The 22,424-nt window shown below is 38.0% G+C and carries 14 protein-coding genes; 1 reads left to right on the forward strand and 13 read right to left on the reverse strand.

Annotation, left to right across the window (positions count from 1 at the left end; translation table 11 throughout):
• Positions 1–118: 118 nt before the first annotated feature.
• The 11 genes from ACYVHJ_RS17950 to ACYVHJ_RS18000 all read right to left on the reverse strand — a co-directional run bounded on the left by ACYVHJ_RS17950 (position 119) and on the right by ACYVHJ_RS18000 (position 16,290).
• Complete coding sequence (locus ACYVHJ_RS17950) at positions 119–1,801, reverse strand: FAD-dependent oxidoreductase (RefSeq protein ID WP_460517532.1); 1,683 nt, start codon at positions 1,799–1,801, stop codon at positions 119–121.
• Between the two features lie 110 nt (positions 1,802–1,911).
• Positions 1,912–3,117 (reverse strand): Gfo/Idh/MocA family protein, encoded by a 1,206-nt coding sequence (locus ACYVHJ_RS17955; RefSeq protein WP_460517535.1) that lies wholly within the window; start codon positions 3,115–3,117, stop codon positions 1,912–1,914.
• A 3-nt stretch (positions 3,118–3,120) separates the two neighbouring features.
• On the reverse strand, positions 3,121–3,315 hold the full coding sequence (locus ACYVHJ_RS17960; RefSeq protein ID WP_460517538.1) for a hypothetical protein: 195 nt from the start codon (positions 3,313–3,315) through the stop codon (positions 3,121–3,123).
• A 90-nt stretch (positions 3,316–3,405) separates the two neighbouring features.
• On the reverse strand, positions 3,406–5,118 hold the full coding sequence (locus ACYVHJ_RS17965) for an FAD-dependent oxidoreductase (protein ID WP_460517541.1): 1,713 nt from the start codon (positions 5,116–5,118) through the stop codon (positions 3,406–3,408).
• A 58-nt stretch (positions 5,119–5,176) separates the two neighbouring features.
• Complete coding sequence (locus ACYVHJ_RS17970; protein ID WP_460517544.1) at positions 5,177–6,748, reverse strand: sulfatase family protein; 1,572 nt, start codon at positions 6,746–6,748, stop codon at positions 5,177–5,179.
• A gap of 398 nt (positions 6,749–7,146) precedes the next feature.
• Entirely contained in the window at positions 7,147–8,826 is a 1,680-nt protein-coding gene (locus tag ACYVHJ_RS17975) for a RagB/SusD family nutrient uptake outer membrane protein (RefSeq protein WP_460517547.1), read from the reverse strand.
• A gap of 13 nt (positions 8,827–8,839) precedes the next feature.
• Positions 8,840–12,166, reverse strand: coding sequence for a SusC/RagA family TonB-linked outer membrane protein (locus ACYVHJ_RS17980; RefSeq protein ID WP_460517550.1), 3,327 nt, complete (start codon positions 12,164–12,166; stop codon positions 8,840–8,842).
• Between the two features lie 91 nt (positions 12,167–12,257).
• The gene (locus tag ACYVHJ_RS17985; protein WP_460517553.1) at positions 12,258–13,250 is read right to left on the reverse strand and encodes a FecR family protein; all 993 of its coding nucleotides are present in this window, start codon (positions 13,248–13,250) and stop codon (positions 12,258–12,260) included.
• Positions 13,251–13,397: 147 nt separating this feature from the next.
• Positions 13,398–13,985, reverse strand: a complete 588-nt coding sequence (locus ACYVHJ_RS17990) for a sigma-70 family RNA polymerase sigma factor (RefSeq protein WP_460517556.1) — start codon at positions 13,983–13,985, stop codon at positions 13,398–13,400.
• A gap of 138 nt (positions 13,986–14,123) precedes the next feature.
• Positions 14,124–14,900, reverse strand: a complete 777-nt coding sequence (locus tag ACYVHJ_RS17995; RefSeq protein WP_460517559.1) for a cupin domain-containing protein — start codon at positions 14,898–14,900, stop codon at positions 14,124–14,126.
• A 223-nt stretch (positions 14,901–15,123) separates the two neighbouring features.
• Positions 15,124–16,290: a glycosyltransferase family 2 protein gene (locus ACYVHJ_RS18000; RefSeq protein ID WP_460517562.1), complete on the reverse strand. Its 1,167-nt coding sequence runs from the start codon at positions 16,288–16,290 to the stop codon at positions 15,124–15,126.
• 210 nt (positions 16,291–16,500) lie between these two features.
• On the opposite strand from ACYVHJ_RS18000, the gene ACYVHJ_RS18005 reads away from it, so the two are divergent.
• Positions 16,501–20,631 carry a response regulator gene (locus tag ACYVHJ_RS18005; protein WP_460517565.1) on the forward strand — a complete coding sequence of 1,377 codons (4,131 nt, stop codon included), beginning with the start codon at positions 16,501–16,503 and terminating at the stop codon, positions 20,629–20,631.
• A gap of 206 nt (positions 20,632–20,837) precedes the next feature.
• On the opposite strand, the gene ACYVHJ_RS18010 is transcribed toward ACYVHJ_RS18005, so the two are convergent.
• Positions 20,838–21,524 carry a LytR/AlgR family response regulator transcription factor gene (locus ACYVHJ_RS18010; RefSeq protein ID WP_460517569.1) on the reverse strand — a complete coding sequence of 229 codons (687 nt, stop codon included), beginning with the start codon at positions 21,522–21,524 and terminating at the stop codon, positions 20,838–20,840.
• Positions 21,525–21,580: 56 nt separating this feature from the next.
• Positions 21,581–22,246 (reverse strand): acyltransferase, encoded by a 666-nt coding sequence (locus ACYVHJ_RS18015; protein WP_460517573.1) that lies wholly within the window; start codon positions 22,244–22,246, stop codon positions 21,581–21,583.
• Positions 22,247–22,424: the final 178 nt, after the last annotated feature.

A 22,424-nucleotide genomic window follows, 5' to 3' on the forward strand; every position in this document is an offset into this window, starting at 1 on the left:
ACAATAAATTTTTATCAGAATGAAAACAATGAACCAAAACTTATATTAAGAATAGTTTCTAAATAGGTATAAATGGTCCATTTATATTCACTTAATTATTAATGTCATGCCCCAATATTTATTGAATTTTATCCGCAACTGTCAGGACCTGTCCATCTTCCAGCAATTTGGCTTTCAATTCAGAATAAGGAAGCTCCTGCACACTTATATCTTTGTCTATGGACATCACTGCAGCAGTAGCAGCGGATTGTCCCAGTATCATAAAAACGGGTTCCATTCGGATGGACCCAAAAGCGATATGACTTGCAGAAACAGCTACTGGTACTACGAGGTTTTGAATTTCATCCGCCTTAGGGACCAAAGATCCATAAGCGATTTCGTAAGGCTGCTTAAGATGTACACCTATATCCCCTTCATTTTGTACATGTCCATTTTCATCTACATAGCGTTGGATATTGTGCGAATCAATGCTATATGAACCCATACCTACTGATTCAGGAGTTGGTCTTTTTTGCATCAATTCATTTTCAGTCATCACATATTTCCCTATCATTCTTCTGGCTTCTCTTACATAAATCTGATGAGGCCAGTTGCCATTGTCGGTAAATTCATCCTTGGCCAATCCCCATTTTTTAAATTCATCTTGAGTTGCTTTTGGTACTCTTGGGTCATTGGCTACATAATATAGCAATCCTTTTTGGTAATCTTCATGTTCTTTAATGATCTCTCTCCTGCGTTCGTAGCTGGCTTCAGGGTAATCATAATTCATTCCAATATTATCAGAACTAAAAGGTCCGTGATTATTGGTATCTGTTTTCTTATTTGGGATCATGTCAAACTTACCAAACCACTGGTCCCATCCTGCATCGAAGATTCTTCCAAGTACCTCATATTGGGAAGGATCATAGTTGTCCGGCTTTGGAAAAGGAACTTGGTTGTCCGGATGTACAGACATACAAGTCCTAAAGCAGTAAGCCTGAACCTTATTATCTCCTTCACCTTTCACGCCGGGCTCTTCACCACTAATTCTTGGCAGTAAGCCGGAGGAAGGATCTCCCGGTATCACATAGGGATCAATGGGTTGATCCAGCACTTGAAAGTGATGTCTGTGGTGATAAACTCCGGTTTGTACTCCATTCCACTCTTCACCATAAACGTCGGTGCCTTCTCTACCCACATGATAACTTACACCTGCAGCTGCCATTAAATCTCCCTCGTAGGTGGCATCGATGAACATTTTACCTTTAAACTCTTTCCCACTTAAAGTTCGAATTGCAGTAATTCTTCCATTTTCAACAGTCACTCCTGACTCCCTGTCCAGCCATTCATCCCGAAGAACCTCAATACCTAATTCTTCAACCCATTCATCATAGACTTCTTCTGCCACATGTGGTTCAAATATCCACATGGTTCTGAATTTACCATCTATGGCCGGGGTTCCTTGTCCTTTGTTTCCAAAATCACTTTGGGCTTCCCATTTCCAAGCATCATCCTCAGTATATTTATCGTATACGCGTTGGTAAAATTCACGAGACAAACCACCGATCACTTCCTTTTTTCCTGTATCTGTCCAACCCAATCCGCCGGAAGTCAGACCTCCTAAATGCTTGTCCGGAGAAACCATAATTACAGATTTTCCCATTTTTTTTGCTTGGATGGCTGCTGTTACTGCACCGGATGTACCGCCATAAACGACTACATCTGTAACATCTTCTTGTTCAGCAGCCGGACCGCAAGCCATAAACACCCATAGCAGTGAGAGGCTTAAAAAGACAGACTTGATAGTACCTGTTTTTTTCATAATTTTTATTGGTTTATTGTTTGATATATTAAATTCATTCAATCCTATTTTCAAGAGCTTGAGAAATGATTGGAAGTAAAAAGAGTTGAATGGCAATGCTACCATTACTATTAAAGATTTTTAAGCTTCATTCCAATGGGGTCCCAACCGACAATTTTCTTTTCAAAATAACTGATATTTCCTGCTTCCGTAGGTCCTGAAGCTCGGAGTCCAAAGACGGCACCCTCTACCACAGGTTTCCCATTCCGAATAGACTCAAAGAAATTAACAAAGTGCTCATACCTATCCCCTTTATAATTGGAAGGAACCTTAAATTCAAATTCATTGGGGCCAACCATTTCAGCTTTTTGCGGATATTTTTTCCTATGTTCAGCTTTTAAAGCCTCCTGCATTGCTTCCGGAAAGCTATGCAAGGACATTCCCGGATCTTTTGGAAATGGTGTTTTGCGTAGTTTTAATCCATTAAAGTCTATCGTTATGTCCCCTTCAGATCCAACAATTCTAAAAAGAAAGTTATTTCCTCCACCACTTACCAGATTGGTTCTTAAGGATAAATTAAAAGCAGGGTGAGCATCGGTTTTGGGATAATCAAATAATCCCAAATGAATATCGGGCACATCTCTTCCATCTTTCCAATACCTCAAGCCTCCGGTTGCTTGCACTCTTTCGGGGCCCTTGGAGTTGGTTACAAAATGTAACATAGAAAGCATATGCACATACAAATCACCTGCTACTCCCGTGCCATAATCTTGGTAATTTCTCCACCTAAAAAAACGTAAAGGGTCCCATTCTCTTTTTGGCGCATTGGAAATATAAGTATCCCAATCCACTGTATCCGTAGATGCATCCAGCGGAACAGTATATTGCCAAGCTCCTCTCGCACTATGCCTGTCAATTTGGGCTTCCGCAAAATTGATTTCACCTATTTCACCTGCCGCCAAGAGTTCTTTAGCCTTGGCGTGTATGATTGAACTAACATATTGACTTCCTACCTGAAAAACCAATCCAGTACTTTTTTGCTTGGCAATGATATCATGCCCATCCACTGATCGCTGCACCATGGGTTTTTCACAATAGACATGCTTGCCTTTATCCATAGCATCTAAACTAATTTTTTGATGCCAATGATCAGTGGTTGCATTAATGACAGCATCCACATCTGCTCGTTCCAGTATCTCTCGGTAATCCTTGGTGGTAAAAATATCAGCTCCCCACAATTCCTTGGCCCGGGTAAGCCTTCCATCATACAGATCGCAGGCGGCCACTACTTCCACTCCATCTACCATCAAGGCTGTATTTACATCTCCTATACCCATCCCTCAGGTACCGATTACCGCTATCCGAATATTGTCATTGGCCGCTATAGGTTTTCTTTTTATTAAATTGAGATAAGTGGGTGTTTTGCCGCCCTTTATGGCTCCGGCAAACACTGAAGGAGATCCAAGCACCAAGGCTGCAGAACCGCTTGCTTTTTTTAAGAATTTTCTACGATTGTTTCTGGGTCGATCGGACATAAGATGGATTTTAGATTTTATTTGAGTTCTCGCCTTAATTGATCTCTTGTTAACTTATTTCGCCTCAATAACTGACAAGAGACCCTGCATTTATTTTTTATAATTCAAGATTTGTTTGTCTCTAAGAAGAACCTCCCTCAATAAAGAGTATTCCAAATCCTGTACTGCTACACCTTGGTCAATGGCCAAGGAAGCTGCTGTGGCTGCTGATTGGCCCAAGACCATAAAGACCGGTTCCATTCTAGCAGATCCAAAAGCAACATGAGTGGCGCTTATGCAGACCGGTACAAAAAGGTTCTCCTTCTCACCTTTCTTTGGCACAATAGATCGGTAAGGAATGGGATAAGCGGTTAATCCTCTGGCTTCAAAATTACCTTCATTCTGTACATAGCCATTGTGGTCTACATAGCGTTGAACCATGTGAGAATCCATACCATAAGAACCCATTCCTACACCATCTTCTACCTGAGGAACCAAACCCTCACAATCCGCTTGAGTAATTACATAATCACTTACCATCCTCCTCGCTTCTCTCACATATAGTTGTGGGGTCCATCCATTTCTATCCTTGAACTCATCCTTAGTCATTCCCCATTTGGAGACCACGTCCCTGACTTTCTTTGGAATCCTTGGATGATAGGCCAGGGACCACATCAAGCCCTGCTGGTATTCCAACTGCCTTTGGGCAAAAGCTTCTCTTTCAGCATAACTTGCTTCCGGATAATCGAAATTCTGACCGATAAAATCTGTTGAAAAGCCCTTCTGGTTATTGGTGTCTGTTTTTTTATTGGGCATGGGCGTATTGATCCAGGGAACCAATGGATCACCATAATGGTACATCTCTTCAATAGGCCCATTGGATGCTTCATAATTTCTGAACAGCAACTCATATTCAAGTTCATTATAGTTATCCGGCTTTTCAAATAGGATCCTATTTTCCAGATGGTTGGTTAAGGTCATCCTGTAACAATAGGCTTGAATTCCTTTGTCGGCTGTCCCGTCTATTCCCGGACCACCTTCAATAATAAAAGGCAATAATCCACTGGAAGGGTCTCCTTTAATTATGTATGGATCTACTCCGGGAACAAAATTGTGGTGAATGGCATTTCGGGAAACATTCCCTTTTAAAGTAAGGTTATATTTATTGGCCTGTACACCATTCAATGTTTCTCCATATTGACTATTGGCCTCCCTTCCTGTAGTATAGCTCACTTCGGATGCTGCCATTAAATCTCCTTCATAGGTTGCATCCATAAACATTTTACCGGAATAAGTTTCTCCACTTTCCATAGTGATGGAAATAATTTTGTTGTTTTGAGAGTTTACACCGCTTTGCCTGTTCAGTCGTTTTCCGATGACCAGTGTAACATCTTCTGCCGCCAACATTTCATGATAAATTTTCATGGCTACGGATGGTTCAAATGTCCACATGGCATCTTCTCCATCATTGGATCTTGTTTGGTCTGGTCTGGATAAGTAGGCCGAGCGATCTTCATAATTCCATGTAGAAGGATCCTTATAGTATTCCATTATATTTTGGTAAAACTCTCTGGATATACCTCCTATCACATCTTTGTTACCTATGTCAGTTGCTCCCAAGCCACCTGTGGTCAAACCACCCAAATGGTTTGAAGGCTCAATGAGAATTACTGATTTTCCCATTCGAGACATTTGAATGGCCGCAGCAACTCCTCCGGATGTCCCACCATAAATAACCAAATCATAAGTGGAATTTTGGGCTTTCAGCGTAAAAGTAGACGTAGCAAATAGGAAACATAACACAACAGTAAACAGGTGTTTCATGATTTTTAAATTTTAATTGGTAAACAGCAAATGGTATTAATTTTTCTAAATTCTTATTTTAAGATCCTCCCATGGCTGAGGCTAAATGTTCGTTTAATTGATTCAATAATTTATCAGCCAATTCTGGGTTTTCGGCATATATATTTTTTGTTTCTCCAGGGTCTTCAGCCAAATCATATAGTTTTCCGGGAGATGTAAAGGGATAATCTCCACGCCCCACTACCTTCCATTTACCCGCTCTTAAAGCGTAGGACTCCCCACTTCCCCTCACGACTACGGATTCTCTCTTTTCCGTATCTACTCTGTCTCCATAAAAAACAGGCAATAAATTGTACCCGTCTCTTGAAGCTCCTTCAGGTATTTTTTCACCCACCAAAGTTGCCAAAGTAGGTAAAACATCATTTAAGGCAATTAACTGATCACTAACATGTCCTTCAGGAAAATTTCCTTTCCAACTTGCAATTAAAGGCGTTCGAACACCTCCCTCATAAACAGACCATTTGGTTCCCCTGTAGGGGTAATTGGGCCGATGTGCATCAGGATTAATCTCCTTATTCACCTCAGAAGGACTATTTGAATGGGCTTCCCCTTCTTGTCCTGCATGGGTAGCAATAAATTGAGAGCCATTGTCACTTGCAAAAATAATTAGGGTATTCTCCCTCAATCCTAGCTTATCCAGCGCTTGCAGTAACTCTCCGATATAATGATCCAGTTCAAATACATAATCCCCATAAGGCCCTGCCTCAGTTTTACCAATAAATTCATTAGAAACAGCCAAGGGAATATGAGGAACATAGGGGGAATAATAAAGAAAGAAAGGTTTGTCTGAAGCTTCACTCTTAAATTTCTGAAGGTAATTGATACTTTTTTTGGTGATAGAGGGTAGAAAATCCTTTAAAGGTAATTCCATTAGCCCTTCTCCCGGGGAAGCCGCCTCTGTGGTATATAAATCATGTTGAATGGCTCCGACAATTTTTTTGTCCTCAAATAGCCAACATTCACTTGCGCAACTGAAACCAAACCAGTGTTGAAAACCACGGTCCATGGGTCCATCGCTTAATGGTTGATTGAAGTCAATATTTGCTCCATTCTGCTCATCGTGAAACTTACCATAACCCACAGGAACTTCACCATCTGTTGTAGGAAAAGTAGTGCCCAAGTGCCATTTTCCAAATCCCACGGTTTGGTAACCTGCATTGGTAAGCATCTGCGGTAAAGTCAAAGTCTCTTCCGCTATCATTGACGGCTCGTAATTTCTCATTACTCCGCTTTTCTTCCAACTTCTCCAAGGATACTCACCTGTCATTAGGGCATACCTACTCGGAGAGCAGACAGAAACCGGACAATAAGCTTCTGTGAACCGCACACCTTCTTTTGCCAATTGATTCAGATTAGGTGTAAGGGTCTTGGAATTCGCGTTGTACACTTCCAAATCTCCATAGCCCAGATCATCTGCAAAAATAAATAAGATATTAGGTAAGTCATTTTTAACAATTTCTTTATCCTGAGGTTTGCATGAAGCTAATAAGAAAGTAACCAATACCAAGTATCCCGAAAATCTTGGCATTTTGGTAAATAGTCTTTGATTCAATAATTTTTTCCTCATTCTATTAGCGTCTTCTCTTCTCATTTTTAAAATTTATAGCATTTCAAACCTACCAAATAGGTAAGAGGTCTATATTATTACAATTTTCCTAGTCCAATATTTTATTCCCGAAAGTTCATTTTATTGGTTCACTAAAACACAACGCTTTTGCAAAGGTAAGATAGCTTTGAATAATCTAATTTTTCATAAAACTAAACACAAATATTGTTTGGCATTGCCAAGTTTATTAATGCCTTGTACTTTAGCCTAATTCTCCCTTGAAACAAGATTAAATCTATTTTTTCATGTACATGCTAGCTAGGGGAAATCACCTTCAATTCCTATATCAAAAGAGAATTTCCTGCTCCAAGGTCAATGACCTGAAGCAGGAAACTCAATTGTTTTTATTTAAGTCATTTTATCGAATGATATCAGCTTCCAGATTAATAGCCCGGATTCTGAACCAGTGCGGTATTTGTTTCTAATTCTATCCTAGGGATAGGCCACAAGTAATCTCTTTCCGGATTAAATGATCTTGTTTCCACTACCACCATCTCATTTGCATTGCTGATATTGTCATAAGTGGGAGTGCCCATTTCATCTATCATAGGAGGAGAGTTCAACCATCCACCTTCACCATACCTGTTTACACGTCCTCTTACAGGACCGGGGATTACATCTTCTGCTAACCTCCATCTTCGAATATCAAAATACCTAAATCCTTCCATTCCCAATTCATGCCTTCTTTCCTTTCTAACTATATTCCTTAATTCATCTTGGGTTTTTCCAGACGCTAGCAGTGGCATTTGTACCGATTCTCTTGAGCGAAGGGCATTGATTGCCTCATAAACAGATTCATCCAATTGGTTTAATTCAACCTTTGCTTCCGCATAATTCAACAATACCTCTCCTAGTCTGAAAATGGTTAGATTCTGATCTGTGGATCCTACATCTGTAGGATAATTTGCTACATCTACATGCTTTCTATAAAGATAACCTGTAAATGACGCATAAGCATGTTGGGCCTCGATATTGGGAACTCTTATCATTTCATCACCCCTAAATTCCCAAGTCATGGTACTGTCTCGGTGCGTCTCATAAATCCAATTTACTAATCGAGAGCCCGGCACTACCAATGTATGGCCTAACCTAGGATCTCTGTTCTCAAAAGGGCTATCGGGCTTATAAAGAGGCGACTCATCAATTGGCAAACCATCTATACAATGGTAAGTATCTACCATGTCTTGAGGTGGCTTTTTATTTGAATGCCCCAAGGCCATTCTGGACCAAAAATTTCTTGGCATATTGTGGGTTGCTACTCCCCTGAGATATTGGATCCTCATGATCACTTCAGGGGAATTATCTCCTGCAAAGGTAAACATTCCCTGGTAATCAGGGTCGATTTGATAAGCACCTGAGTCCATAAGTTCCTTGGATGCTGCTGCAGATTCTTCCCATCTTTCATTCCATAAAGCTACTCTAGACATCAATGCCAAAACGACTCCTTTGGTCACCCTTCCTTTTTCGGAGGCATTCATAGGGATATAATTTTTCACCTCATTTAATTCTGAAAGCACAAAATCTATAACAGCCTCTTTAGAAGCACGAGGGGTTTGGGACTCTTCCAGTGTAAGTGTGCTTGTTATCAAGGGAACATCGCCATAAAGCTCCGCCAAATAGGAATAAAAATAAGCCCTTAAAAACCTAGCTTCGCCAACCAACCTATCATAGTCTTCAGGGTTCATTTCCTGCCTGAGTTGGTTACTTTTAGAGGTAATATAATTTACCCTGTTTATACCTCTATAGAAATGAGACCAAAAACCGTTGGTAAATCCGTTGTCCGCATTTTGTTCCCCTCTTCCTAGTGCTTGAAGGTTGCTTCCATTTCGATCCCAACCATCATCCGAGGCAAAATCGAATGATAAAAACCATGCGATTCCCACCGGAAAATACCAAAGTCTATTGTACACTCCAGTGACAGCCATTTCCAATTCAGTTTCATTGGCAAAATAGGTTTCGCTTGAAGGAGAGTCCAAGGGCAGCCGCTCTAAATATTCATCATCACATGCTGAAGAGAAAATCAAAGCAGGTATCAATATTGTATATATTATTATCTTTTTCATCAGTTCCAAGTGTTTAGAAATTAACATTCAAACCCATAGTGTAAGTAGCCATCTGGGGATACCAACCTCCGTTACTCACAGGTGCTTCCGGATCATAGCCTTCATAAAAATCATGAATGGTGAACAGATTCCTCCCACTTAAATAGACCCTTAACCCGTTGATATTCAGTGGATCCAAAACTTCTTCAGAAAAAGTGTATCCAACCTGAATATTCTGCCCTCTTAAATAGGCAGCATTTCTCATCCAGAAACTAGAGTTTTGTTCATTGTTAGTCTGATTCCAAGCAAGTCGAGGGTAGGCCGCATCAGTATTGGTAGGCGTCCAACGGTCTTTATGCTGCTCTTGTACAGTACCTCCTAAATAAAATGGCATAATGCCTTGACCATATAAATAGCCGTCTGCCTTACCTACACCTTGTAAGAAAATTGAAAGGTCAAAACCTTTGTAATCGGCATTAAAGCGAGCGCCAAAGGTATGTCTTGGTATTGGGCTTCCTATCACATCTAGGTCACGGTCATTGATCATGCCATCTCCATCGATGTCTTTGTATTTGATATCTCCTGGAGCGATATTGCCGAATTGATCGGCGTGATTGTCAACTTCTTCCTGTGACTGAAACAAGCCTTGATCCACATAACCGAAGAAAGAGCCTATCGGGTAACCTTCTCTATTTACAGTTAACCCTGTATTTTCTATTCCCCTCATGTCGATGATTTCATTGCGTACATCTGAATAATTCAACATGATACTATAATTCAGTTCACCTACCTTATTCCGGTAGTTAACCATCAATTCATACCCTTTATTCATTACCTCTCCTGCATTCTGAAAAGGGGCACTCAGTCCAAGAGTCTGTGGAATATTTAAAGCAAGAAGGATATCCTTGGTTCTTCTGACATAATAATCTGCAGACACGTCTAATTTTCCCCAAAGGTTAAATTCAAGCCCAACATCTGTAGTTTCGGTTGTTTCCCATTGTATGGAAGAATTGGCCATACTGTTCAATGCAGCTCCTGGAGCATTTGCCCCTCCAAAAGTATAATCCTGTGCACCTCCGCCTAGGGCCATGAAGGCTGCAAAAGGGTAAAGGCCGATATTTTGATTACCTAGCTGTCCCCATGAGGCCCTTAGTTTCAAATGGTCAATTAAACTTGAGTACTGCTCCATAAATCCTTCTTCAGAAATCCGCCAACCTGCAGAAAATGATGGAAATACTCCCGATCTATTGCCTTCAGCAAACCTGGAAGAAGCATCTCTACGTACATTCCCTTCCAATAAATACCTTTCATCATAATTGTAAGTCACCCTACCGAAAACAGATTGTAAAGCCCAGTGAGAAGCAGCACCACCAGTTCGCTCATTTGCTCTGTTTCCTGCATTGATCTGCTCATATTGAGGCAAGGGAAACACTTCTCTATAAGCTGAAATCCATGCATTGGTTTGATCTTCCTGTTGATAGCCAGCCGTCACACCAATGGTGTGAATCTCATTAAAACTTTTGTCATAGGTCACTATTGCTCGTAGGTTATTGTACCACTCTCGAGTATAGCTTTCTGACAATGAATTTCTTTGTGGAACAAAGTGCGTAGGAGTTACGCCATCTCTGGCATAAGTTTGCGTGATATTGGAAAAAACTTTGCTATGAGGGTTCCAGAACTTTGGAGCGTACATTATTTCGGCATTTAGCCCTTCGGAAATTTTGTAATTCAGTCGAAAGTTTAAGATGGCATCCAGGCTCTCATTCGTGTTTAACCCTCCGTCTTTAGCCCTGGCCAAAGGATGGTCTCCATTCCAGCCCTCACCATAGCGCCCATTAGATAAAATGCCTACCTCATTTGAAGGAATTCTTCTCATCCAGTGAAAAACGTAACCTGTGCCACTGGAAGGTTGTTCTTTGAAGGCCCTTCGCAAAAAGATATCTGTAGAAAGTGTCAATCTTTCTGAAACGTTTATGTCTGAATTGAGCCTTAAATTAAAGCGATTAAAGCTAGTATTTGGAATAATTCCTTCCTGATCCAGATAACTTACGGAAGCAAATAACTTTGACTTCTCACTCCCTGCATTGATGCTTAAATTGTGATTTTGCATAAAGGCAGAGTTGCTCATTGTTATTCCTTGCCAATCTGTATCAGGGTATTGATCAGAAGGCATTCCAGCCTTATAAGCAGCAATAAACTCCTCTGTATATTGGGGATCATTTCCAATATTTGTAAATGCTTCATTGGCCATTTCCATATGGTCTATGGCCCCCACAATGTCCGGAAGTTGCGTGGGCACTTGAAATCCGGCATACATATTATAATTAACCCTTACTCCTTCTACCCCACGTTTCGTAGTGATCAATACCACACCATTGGCTGCTCTTGCCCCATAAATGGCTGCAGAAGAAGCGTCCTTTAGTATTGAAATGCTTTCAATCTCATTCGGATCAACATTATTAAGGCTTGTTTCTATTCCATCCACCATCACTAGTGGATTAGAATCTCCGAGGGTTCCTACCCCACGAATCCGAATAGACCCTCCATCACTTCCCGGTTGGCCACTTCGCTGAGTCACTGTGACTCCCGGAGCGATGCCTTGCAAGGCCATAGACGTTTGTCCGACAGGCTGATTAACAATCTCCTTGGAGTTTATTGAACTCACGGCCCCGGTCAAGTTTACTTTCTTTTGTGTGCCATAACCTACCACAACTACCTCATCTAGTGAAGACAAGTCTTCCGTCATGGTAACATTAATTTCATCTCGGTTTCCGACTGAAACTACTTGTTGTTGGTAACCAATAAATGAAAAAATCAACACTGCATTGTCAGGGACTTCGAAAGAAAAATTACCATCAATATCAGTGACAGTACCTATATTGGTTCCTTGAACCAATACCGTTGCCCCCGGTATTCCTTGTCCATCAGTATCTACAACTCTTCCTTTAATGGGGCGTTCCTCTATAGAGATTTCGATTTTCCCTCGGCCATCCTGATAATTGCCTTTGGCCACATAGATAGAATTGTCCACCTGCTTGAATTTTAGGTCTGCTGCTAGGGCAATGTCCATCAACAAATCATTTACTGATTGTCGTTTATTTTTTAAGTTTAAATTTGGGTTATTGTCCAAAATTTCTTCCGGAAGTACAAATTGATAATCGGTTGAATGCTCAACCTTTCGGAAAATCTCTTTCAAATCCCATTGAACTTTCTTCAGTTTAATATAGGACTTATCAATGGGCCTTATCTGAGCATTAATCTCATGAGCCGCCAATGTTGTCATAAACAAACACTGCAACAACAAGCCATACAATAGATTTTTGGATACCATTTTTATTAGGTACAGTAGTTTTCTTTTCATAATTTTATATGATTTTAAAGGTTAAATTTTAAGATCTGCAGGGTAAATCATTTCATTTGGCGATGGGGGATTTGCCCTGCATTGGTTTATATCATAGGCTACTTTTTTTTATTAATACTCGGTTTTTATCTATTTCAAATTGAAACCCCATTGAAAACCCTAATCCAGTGAGTACATCGCTTAGGTTTTTATTCCGGAAGGTTCCAATCACTCTTTTATGTACATTTATTCCTGCTTCAATTTCTAATTCCACTCCGTACCATTTGGAAAGATCTTCTAAAATTTTTTTTAATTGAACCCTTTCAAAATGCAATATTCCCTCTTTCCACCCTATCACTTTATCGATTTCAAAAGGCCTCACTTCAACCCCTGACAAGCTGTCCCTTTTATCTAAAATCATCATTTGACCGGGATTAAGCTTTAATTTTTCTTCCCCAGCCTCAATGGCAACCTTCCCTTCGGTAAGTGCGACAGCGTAAAACCCATCTCTAGCGATTGTATTGAAAGCTGTTCCTAGGGCGGTGGTAACCATCCCCTTTGTTTTAACTTGGAAAGGCCTTATGCTATCTTTGGCAATCTCGAAATATCCCTCTCCCTCCAATTCCACTAGTCTATTCTTATCCCCATAACCAGTAGAAAAAATGATCCTCGAATTAGCATTCAGGACTATACTCGTACCATCAGGAAGCTTCATTGTTAACTTTTCTCCAATGCCTGTTTTCCGCTCGATTACCTTCTCAGGTAAGGCAAGATGAGGCTCATTAAATTCTATTCCTTTCTTTATAAAAATGATACTTCCAATTAAAAGGACAATACTTGCGGCAACCTTGAAGGTTTTGTACCAGGATACACTCTTTGATTGGGTAGGCCCAGTAGCAATAGAAGTACGTAAATGTATTTTTTGAAGAAGCTTATCATAATCAGTCTTATCTTCTTCACTAATGGAACTCTTGTCCCAAGTATTTTTTATATGCGCATCAAAAACCTTTCTAGAGCCGGGTTTTTCTAACCAAGCCAATACTTGCCTGGTTTCCTCAGGACTAGCTGTTTGATTTAAAAATTTAGTAATAATCTCTCTTTCCAATGGGTTTATTGTTCTTTTGTATATAAACCATGAAAGGCTATATTTACTTAATAAAAAGATGAAAAAAAATACAAAAAGTTAAAAAATTAAGCTAACACCAAATACACGCTACTTATATTTTGTGATTAAAAGAATTAATAGGCGTCTTCAAAATAAAATATTGAGCATTAAAACCAAACCAAGAGCAGGCTTGTGAAGCATGTTACTTTTCAATGATTTTGAAGCCAAATAAATATGATGTTCAATGGTCCTTTTTGACAGTTTCATTTGATGAGCAATTTGCTCACTTGTCATGCCTTTAAATTTATTCATCTTAAAAACTTCCTTCTGTACCGTAGGTAGCTTTTCTATTTGCTCCATCATCTTTCCTTCCAATTCCTTATAAGATAAACTGTCTTCTACACTTTCCGATACCATGCCGAAGTCCTCAGACAAACTATCCAAGCTACAGTCATTTTTTCTATCTCTTATATAATTGAACATATAAAACTTTACGGATTGGAAGAGGTAGCTTTTAAATGATTTTGTCTCGTCTAGTTTCCTCCTTCGTTCCCATACCCTTACAAAAATTTCCTGCACGGCCTCTTCTGCTAATTGTTGGTCAGCAAAAAAAGTTAGTGAAAAAGCCATAAGTTTTCTGGCATACCGATGATACAGCTCATCAAAAGCAGCTATATCTCCCTGTTTTAAACAGGCCAGCAAATTGTTGTCCGTATGATTACTCAGTATGCCCATGGGTTTATTGCTTGTCTACACTATTCTCCGCTCAAAGCAATCATAAGCGGAAGCAAAACTTTATTTATGAGGACAATATAAGGTATTATAATTTAAATATAAAAATGTCTTTACCGCATATTTTACCTATCCTAATGGTCATTTGCCGGTATCTTTTGTAATCCAACGAATAGCATAGTATTCACATGCTCCTTTTCCGGCATTCCTAATCCCATGCGCATCCATAGCATGTAAATAGATAAGAGAACCGGGGCCTAGAAGATATGGCACTCCATTAATCATTTCCTCCACTTGGCCTTGTAGGACCAGAATTATCTCCTCATCCGCATGAACGTGAGGATCGTGACTCTTTTTTCCTTCATTTAAAGTTGTGATATGCATTTCCAATTCTTGTAAAGTGGGCGTAACTCCTCTACTTACGTCCCTTCGTCCCCCTTTTTCACTTTTTTTGAATTCCAATTGCTTGTAATTATACTTGGTTAAAGTATTGACCTCAGGTATAAAGTTTTCACCTACTCCTTCAGACTCCCATTCTATTACAAAAAAAGAAACGGGCGAGGTTCCTGAATGATGAATTCTAGCAGGTTGGTCTTTGGTTAACCATGCCACACTCCTGTCCTCTAATTTTTCACTTATCACTCCCTGATTAACCAATAGTTCGCCGGTACCAATCAAAACTAATTTCTCTTCTCCTTTTTTTAGCCTCAAGCTTTTTCCGGCTGAAAGCGTATAATGGTTCACTCTAAAATTATCTAAGGTTTCTGTGGGGCCATCAAGGATGGGACGAGTTTCTGTGCCATTCACAACATTTACGGGCAACATTTTGTACTCATACACCGCAGAGGGAAGTGGTAATAACTGCGCATGCGCATAGGTCTGCCACACCAATAACAAAAAAAAAGGTATATATTTCATCGATAGGGTTAATGTTAATTGTAATAATCAACCAATAAAACAACATTTTTTTTGTACTCCAAATCTTAATTGATATTCGTTCAAATCTTTTCTTGCTACTTAGAAGAAAAAACTCTTGCACCTTTTATCAACTGCTATGCAAATAATCCCTAAAACCATGTATCATCAGTATTTAAAAAAACCTATCTACATGCTTCCTGCTTTGGCAAAAGTAAGTATTGAATTAGGTTTTACGTTTTGATTTTTCCCATGTGCTTTTTTGACTCCCTTTTAGAAAACGAAACAGCCCTGCAACTACTGCATAGTTCATCATACAAAAATAAAAAGGGATAAAAAGCACCTTAATTCTCAGCTTTCTGTTTTCCAAAACATATCCAAGCAAAGCAGCTGCATAAAAAAGCAATTGAGCGACCAATACTAATTGGTAAATCAAGCCTTCCTCGAGAAGAAAAAAGTTAAGTATAAAAATAAGCAGTAATAAAAAAGGGGTAATTGTCCACCGAAGAACCCTATGTGACAAATATTGAAAAAAGAGCAAGGGATGATTAAAAGGTGTTATTTTGAAAAATAGCCTTTTCATGGATTGCCAGCCACCTGCACTAATTCTTACTTTCCGTTTTAATTCCTCCGAGGTGGTATCGGAGCCGGTTTCCATAGCATAAGCATCCGGTTCATACACAATTCTGTACCCATCAGATGCGATAAGTAAGGATTGCATAAAGTCGTCTAAAATAGTATCTTCGGGTAAATCTCTATACAAGGATGTTCTAAATGCCACCAACTCTCCGGCTGCTCCTACGGCAGAAAAAAATTTGGAATCCATTTTCTTTAAAAATGACTCATATTTCCAATACATTCCTTCACCTGCAGCACTTGCCGAATCTTCTTCCTCCACCAAAACTCTCTTTTCACCGGATACACAGCCCACCTTTTCTAGACTAAAATGTTTGACTATATTTTTTATTGCTTGCTTGTTCAGCATGGTATTGGCATCAGTGAACACCACAAATGGACTTTTTACAAATTTCATCGCTCTATTCTCTGCAGCTGTCTTGCCTGCTCTTCTATCCTCATGTAGCAATTTCACAGCAGGAAACTCATTCAACACCTCCCTAAAATGATCATTGGACCCATCAGTAATGAAAACAACCTCTAGTTTATCAACAGGGTATTCCAAGCCAAGAGAATTTATAATTTTTTCCTTTATGATATCTGCTTCATTGAAACAAGGAACTACTAAAGTAACGTCCGGAAAAAAATCTTTTTGCGTTTTGTCATCACTATTCCTGAATAAACCTTTGAGTTTTACGAGTAAGGCAATAACAATTCCATAGCCTAAAAAAGTGTACGCAACCACTAGGATTGCAATCCAAAAAACTATCTGAAACATAAGAATATATTTAATTTATGAATTTGATTTTAAAATTAAAATTTCGATTTTGTAAAAATTTAAAGTTCCATCAAGACAAAGCTTTAATCTTATCGAATACTTTATTTTTTTTTAAAAATTAGAGTTATACTATTAATTTAGCAGTAAATGATTTTATTTAGTCATTATTTTGAGATTTAGCGCCCTTCTCAAGAAAGTTTAATTCAGAGCATGAAAAAAAATATTTCAGATAATAATACGGAGAATACTGGACATATTAAAAAAATGAATCCAGAAAATAAGTCAAGACAACAGATTTCTTCAAAGATAGTGGCTCTGGCACAAAAACTATGCGCATGTACGCATGCCTTTTTGGGTATTCTTCAGGATGAGGGGGTCTGCATTCTCAGTGCTTCCGGTATTCCAACCTCTCATAATCTATCAAAAAGTGACCCTTTTTTCACCTTTTTGAAAAACATAAAAAAATTTACAGCCATTAAAGAGATATTGGCTGAACCGGGGCTCAAAGAAAGCAAATTCCTAGATGAATTAGGTGAAATTAAATATTTGGCAATTCAGCCGATAATAAATGATAATAATTCAACCTTAGGTTTTATCGTCGTTCTCAATAAAGAAATTCCTTCAAAAAATTTGAATGTAGCCGAAAACCTTGACCTACTTTACCCTCAGAGCAAAGAAGTATTAATTGCCCATTCAGGCCAACTTGAGGAACAAATCTTAAGTAAGGCAATGGTTTTATCTCAGGACTTGATTACCATCCTAGGCTCTGATGGAAAGATAATAAAAGTCAACAAAGCATTTAAAACACTTCTGGGCTACGATGAGCAGGAAATCTCTGACAAACCGGTGTTAGATTACATCCATCCTGATGATGTAAAGAGCACCATGAAACAAATTCAATTATTAATTTCAGGAGAGGAACATACTGCAATTTTTTATCACCGGCTGAAGTGTCAAAATGGGGAATACAAAACTTTTGCTTGGCGCGCCACCGGGGATTTGGAAAATAATTTAGTTTTTGCAATAGGAAGAGATATTAGTGAAGAAACAAAAAATAAAGAAAGACTTTTAGCAAGTGAGGAGAAATTTCGTTCCTTTTTCGAAAATAGCCAAGGGTTAATGCTTACCCATGATATGGAAGGAAATTTTTTAAGTTTTAACAGTTATGGCGCTCGATTATTGGGGTATACTGTTGAAGAAATGCTTACAAAAAAGCTTTGGGATATAATTCCTTCAAAATTTAAATCTGAGGTTGACGATTATATCGAAGAGATTAAAGATCACGGAGAAGCTCAAGGATTAATGACCACCTTTCAAGCCAATGGTCAGTTGAAAGTTTGGCTTTACAGTAATAAAGTGGAGAAAGACCATTTTGGAAACCAATATGTTATAGGTAATTCTATTGACATTACGGAAAGGTTACGATTGGAGAAGAGGATCCAAAACACAAAAGAGTTTTTGAATCAGACCCACGCCATGGCTAAAATAGGTGGCTGGAAATATGATGTTGAAAAACAATCTATAAATTGGACAGATATCACTAAATCAATATTTGGCGTTTCTGAAGACTATATTCCGGAATTGGGTAGTGGAATTGAATTCTATAAAGAAGGAGAAAGTCGCGATAAAATTAAAGAGGTTATTGATTTAGCTATGAATTATGGGAAACCCTGGGATGAAAAGCTAAAAATAATCAATAATTCGGGGAGGGAATTATGGGTAAGAACACTTGGTGAAGCTCATATTGAAGACGGCAAATGCCTATATCTTTCAGGTACCATACAGGACATAGATGAAGAGGTCAAAAAAGAACAGCAGCTAATTCAGAAGGAACAAATGTTGGGAGCCATTTCCAAAGCCACAGATGAATTACTTTCTAATAACAAGCTGTATGAAGCAATACCAAACAGTCTTGAAATCATAGGTAAATCTGTGGGTGTTGATAGGATTTATTACTTCGAAAATAGTATGGGTGAAGAAGGTGATACCTATACTTCCCAACGGTTTGAATGGAGTAATGATACCGTAGAAGCTCAAATAAACAATCCTGATTTACAAAACATTCCTTTAGAAGCGTTTGGTGATTTTGTTTTCCCAATGGAAAACAATGAGGTTTTTATGGCAATCATTTCAAACTTACCTGATGAGTCCGAAACCAAACAACTTTTAGATGATCAGAATATCAAATCAATTTTGACTATTCCGATCTTTACTGAAAATGGATTTTGGGGATTCATAGGCTATGATGACTGTACCAATGAACGAGAATGGTCAAAAGCTGAATTGTCATTACTGAGAAGTTTTGCCAATAGTATTTCAAATGCCATTGACAGAAATATCCTCGAAAAAAACTTAATTGAATCAAAAGAAATTGCAGAAAAAGCAAGTTTAGCAAAGTCAGAATTTCTGGCCAATATGAGTCATGAGATCAGAACACCCCTTAATGGTATAATTGGTTTTACAGATTTATTGGTAAAAACAGAATTGGATGAAACCCAAAGCCAATACATTAAAATAGTCAATCAATCAGCGGTTTCTTTATTAAATATTATTAACGATATATTAGACTTTTCGAAAATCGAAGCTGGTAAACTTGAATTAGAAATCATTAAATCAGATATTTTTGAACTCTCCGGTCAAGCTACCGATGTAGTTTCTTATCAAGCGCAGAAAAAAGGAGTAGAAATGCTCTTAAATATTGATAAAACACTCCCAAGGTTTATACATGTAGACGACATCAGATTAAAACAAATATTGATTAATCTGCTTGGAAATGCTGTTAAATTTACGGATAAAGGAGAAATTGAACTTAAAATTCAGACCTTAAATAAAATTGATGACAATAAAAGAGTCATTAGGTTTGAAGTACGTGATACCGGAATAGGAATTTCTGAAGAGTATCAAAAAAGAATATTCGATGCTTTTATGCAAGAGGATGGTTCTACCACGAAGAAATACGGAGGAACAGGCTTAGGGCTTACAATTTCTAATAAACTCCTATTTATGATGGGGTCAGAATTGCAACTGAAAAGCAAATTTAATGAAGGGAGTACTTTTTATTTTGATTTAGAGCTCAGGACTGAAGAAGGAGAATTAGAGCAAATAGCTGATTTCCCGCTCAATAATGTATTAGTAGTAGATGACAACTCAAACAATAGGTATATTTTAAAAGAGATATTTTCTTTAAAAGATATCAAGGTAGATGAAGCGGAAAATGGTTTCGACGCTTTACAGCAAATAGAAAACAATGATTATGACGTGGTGTTAATGGATCTAAACATGCCCTATATGGATGGTATGGAAACCACTAAAAAAATCAGAGAAAACTTTACCGACGACAAATCTCAAGTCCCGATTTTATTGCTGCATAGTTCTGCCGAAGATGATTATATTCTGCAACAGTGTAAAGAGCTTTCGATTAATCGTCGGATTTCCAAACCAATTAAAAACAAGGATCTATTTGAGGCTTTGAGCAAATTACAACCCCCTAAGCAGACCGCTTCAAAGGAAACAATAAAACAAACTGAAATTCAGAAAAATGAAGCAGCAGTTGGAGCTCGGGTGCTAATAGCTGAAGACAATTCTATTAATATGTTTTTGGCTAAAACTATAGTTTTAAAGGTGTCGCCAAAAGTGGAAATATTTGAGGCTACCAATGGACTAGACGCATATGAATTGGCCACTGAAGTATTGCCGGACATAATTTTAATGGACATACAAATGCCTATCATGAGTGGTCATGAGGCTACCAAAAAACTTAAAGCAAATCCAAAAACCAAAGATATTCCTATCATTGCTATCACAGCAGGTAATATAAAAGGAGAAAAAGAAAAGTGTATGGATTCCGGCATGTCCGATTTTGTACCAAAACCCATTGTTGAGAAGAATATAATTTACATTTTTGATAGATGGTTAAAATCAAAGGATGGAGATAAAAGTCTAGGTTCGGAAGATTTAAATGAAAAATCCTCGGATAAAAAAGATTCTGACCTTGCCCATAAAGATCATTTTGATGTAAACAAGGTCAAAGAATTTTTGGGTGATGAACCTACAATCATCAAAGAGGTATTAAAATTAACCATTCACGAACTGGAACAATCCAAAACTATTTTAGCCGATCATCTTACCAATAAAGATTTAGCAGGTCTAAACTCAGAAGGTCATAAACTAAAAGGATCGGCCTTAACCGCAGGCTTAGCTGAGGTCTATAAAACAGCTCTTGCTTTAGAAGAAATGGACAATTTGGAATTAGCCCGTGCAAAAAAGCTAATCGATGATTTTAATAAGGAATATGATTTAGTTGTAGATTTAATAAATGATTATATCGCCCATGGTAATTGATTTAAAAGCAGCATAAATAGGCATTTTTTTGGCAAAAATTGATTTTGGTTTAAACCCATCACATTCTAGCCATTATTCTACCAACAGCTAGGTGATAAAAAATTGGCCTACAACAGTACGTCTAAGCTTATTACAGAGGTAGAGATTCGATAAGTACAAGTCAAAAGCTATTCAAATAATTCATGAAGCCAAGCCTAGTTGATTCATTACAGAAAATTCACGCTACTTTTTAATTGTTCTTTGTATTTAGCGCCAATAGGAATTATTTTACCATCAACAACGGAAGTATCGCTATCAAAATCCGTGAGGTAGTGAAGATTAATCACATATGAACGGTGAACTTGAACAAACTCAGGATTTCCGGATAGTTTGTCCAAGAAATTTGAAATAGTTGATTTAATCGTATAAGTCTTATTTTTACATTTCAAACTTATATAATCCCCTTTACCCTCACAGTAACTAATGTCTGAAAAGAGGATTTTCTTATAAAGCCTGTCATCTTTCACGAAGATAAAATCTTTGGAATAGGAATTTGGATCAATTTTAAATTCTTTTTCCTTTCGTTTTTCGATACCTTTTAAAAATTGTGGATAACTAAATGGTTTAGGCAAATAAAAGCAAGCATCCGTTTCAAAGGCTGCAATAGCGTTTTCATTATTGGCTGAAATAATGATTAATGCCCCATTATATTGACTGTGTTTTAGAATTTCAAAACCATTCATTTCCGGCATTTCTATATCCAGAAATAGCAGGTCAATCTTTTCTCGATTTTCAATCAAGTAATTCAGACCATCAATTGCATCAGAAAAATGCGCCAATAACTTTAGCGATTTAGTCTTTTCAATATAATGCGAAAGTACTTTAATACTCGCAGTATCATCATCTAAAATCACACAGTTATCCATCATTTATCGCGTAATGTCATATTATATATAAAAATTGAGGCCAATTATAATTTAGTAGCAGCCTCCCGCCCCTCAGGAACCTGAAGTTTTCGGATTAATTTTGCAGGTACTCCTCCTACCAAAGTATATGGTGCTACATCTTTTGTTACCACTGATCCGGCTGCCACTGTGGCTCCTTCACCAATGCTCACTCCTTTTAAAACCATAGACCTGGTGGCAAGCCAAGCATTGTCACCAATAGTTATTACACCTGATTTGCCTGCTTCATCTCTATTGTCTACACCATGAAAATCACCGTCCATAATGATTACCTGATTGGCAATCTGGCAGTTTTTTCCTATTACAATCCGATTACTGGCAGACACAATACAAGCGGTATTAATAAAAGTTCCTTCTCCAATAATTAATTCCGCCCCCCTATCTGCATACAATTGGGTTACCCCCATATGTGACCAAATTGTACAATTGTCCCCCAAGTAAATATCACCCCCTCCCTCTACTCTTAATGCTCCTCTAACAGTAATCATTTTACCGGTATGCTTGCAATTTCTCAAGCGAAATTTACCATTCAACACACGTATTAATCCATTAAAAACTTCTTTAAACAAAATCAATAATATGTGAAATTTCTCCGAAAAACCTCTTGTTTCTCTTCCATAAATATCTTGACTTAATTGAGCTATTTTCTCCGAAATCTTGCGCTGAACCATTCCATTTTTAAATATTTAATGAATATAGAAGTGAAATTTTTAATTTCAAAAAAAAGGATAAATTAAAATTTTTATCTGATTATCCGTTTATGCACCTGTTATATTCGCAATTACTAGTCTGTCAAAGAGTTTGTCTCCAAAATACCGTCTGTTTAATTTGTAAATAAACTCGTTGAGA

This window comes from Cyclobacterium sediminis, from assembly GCF_054781075.1.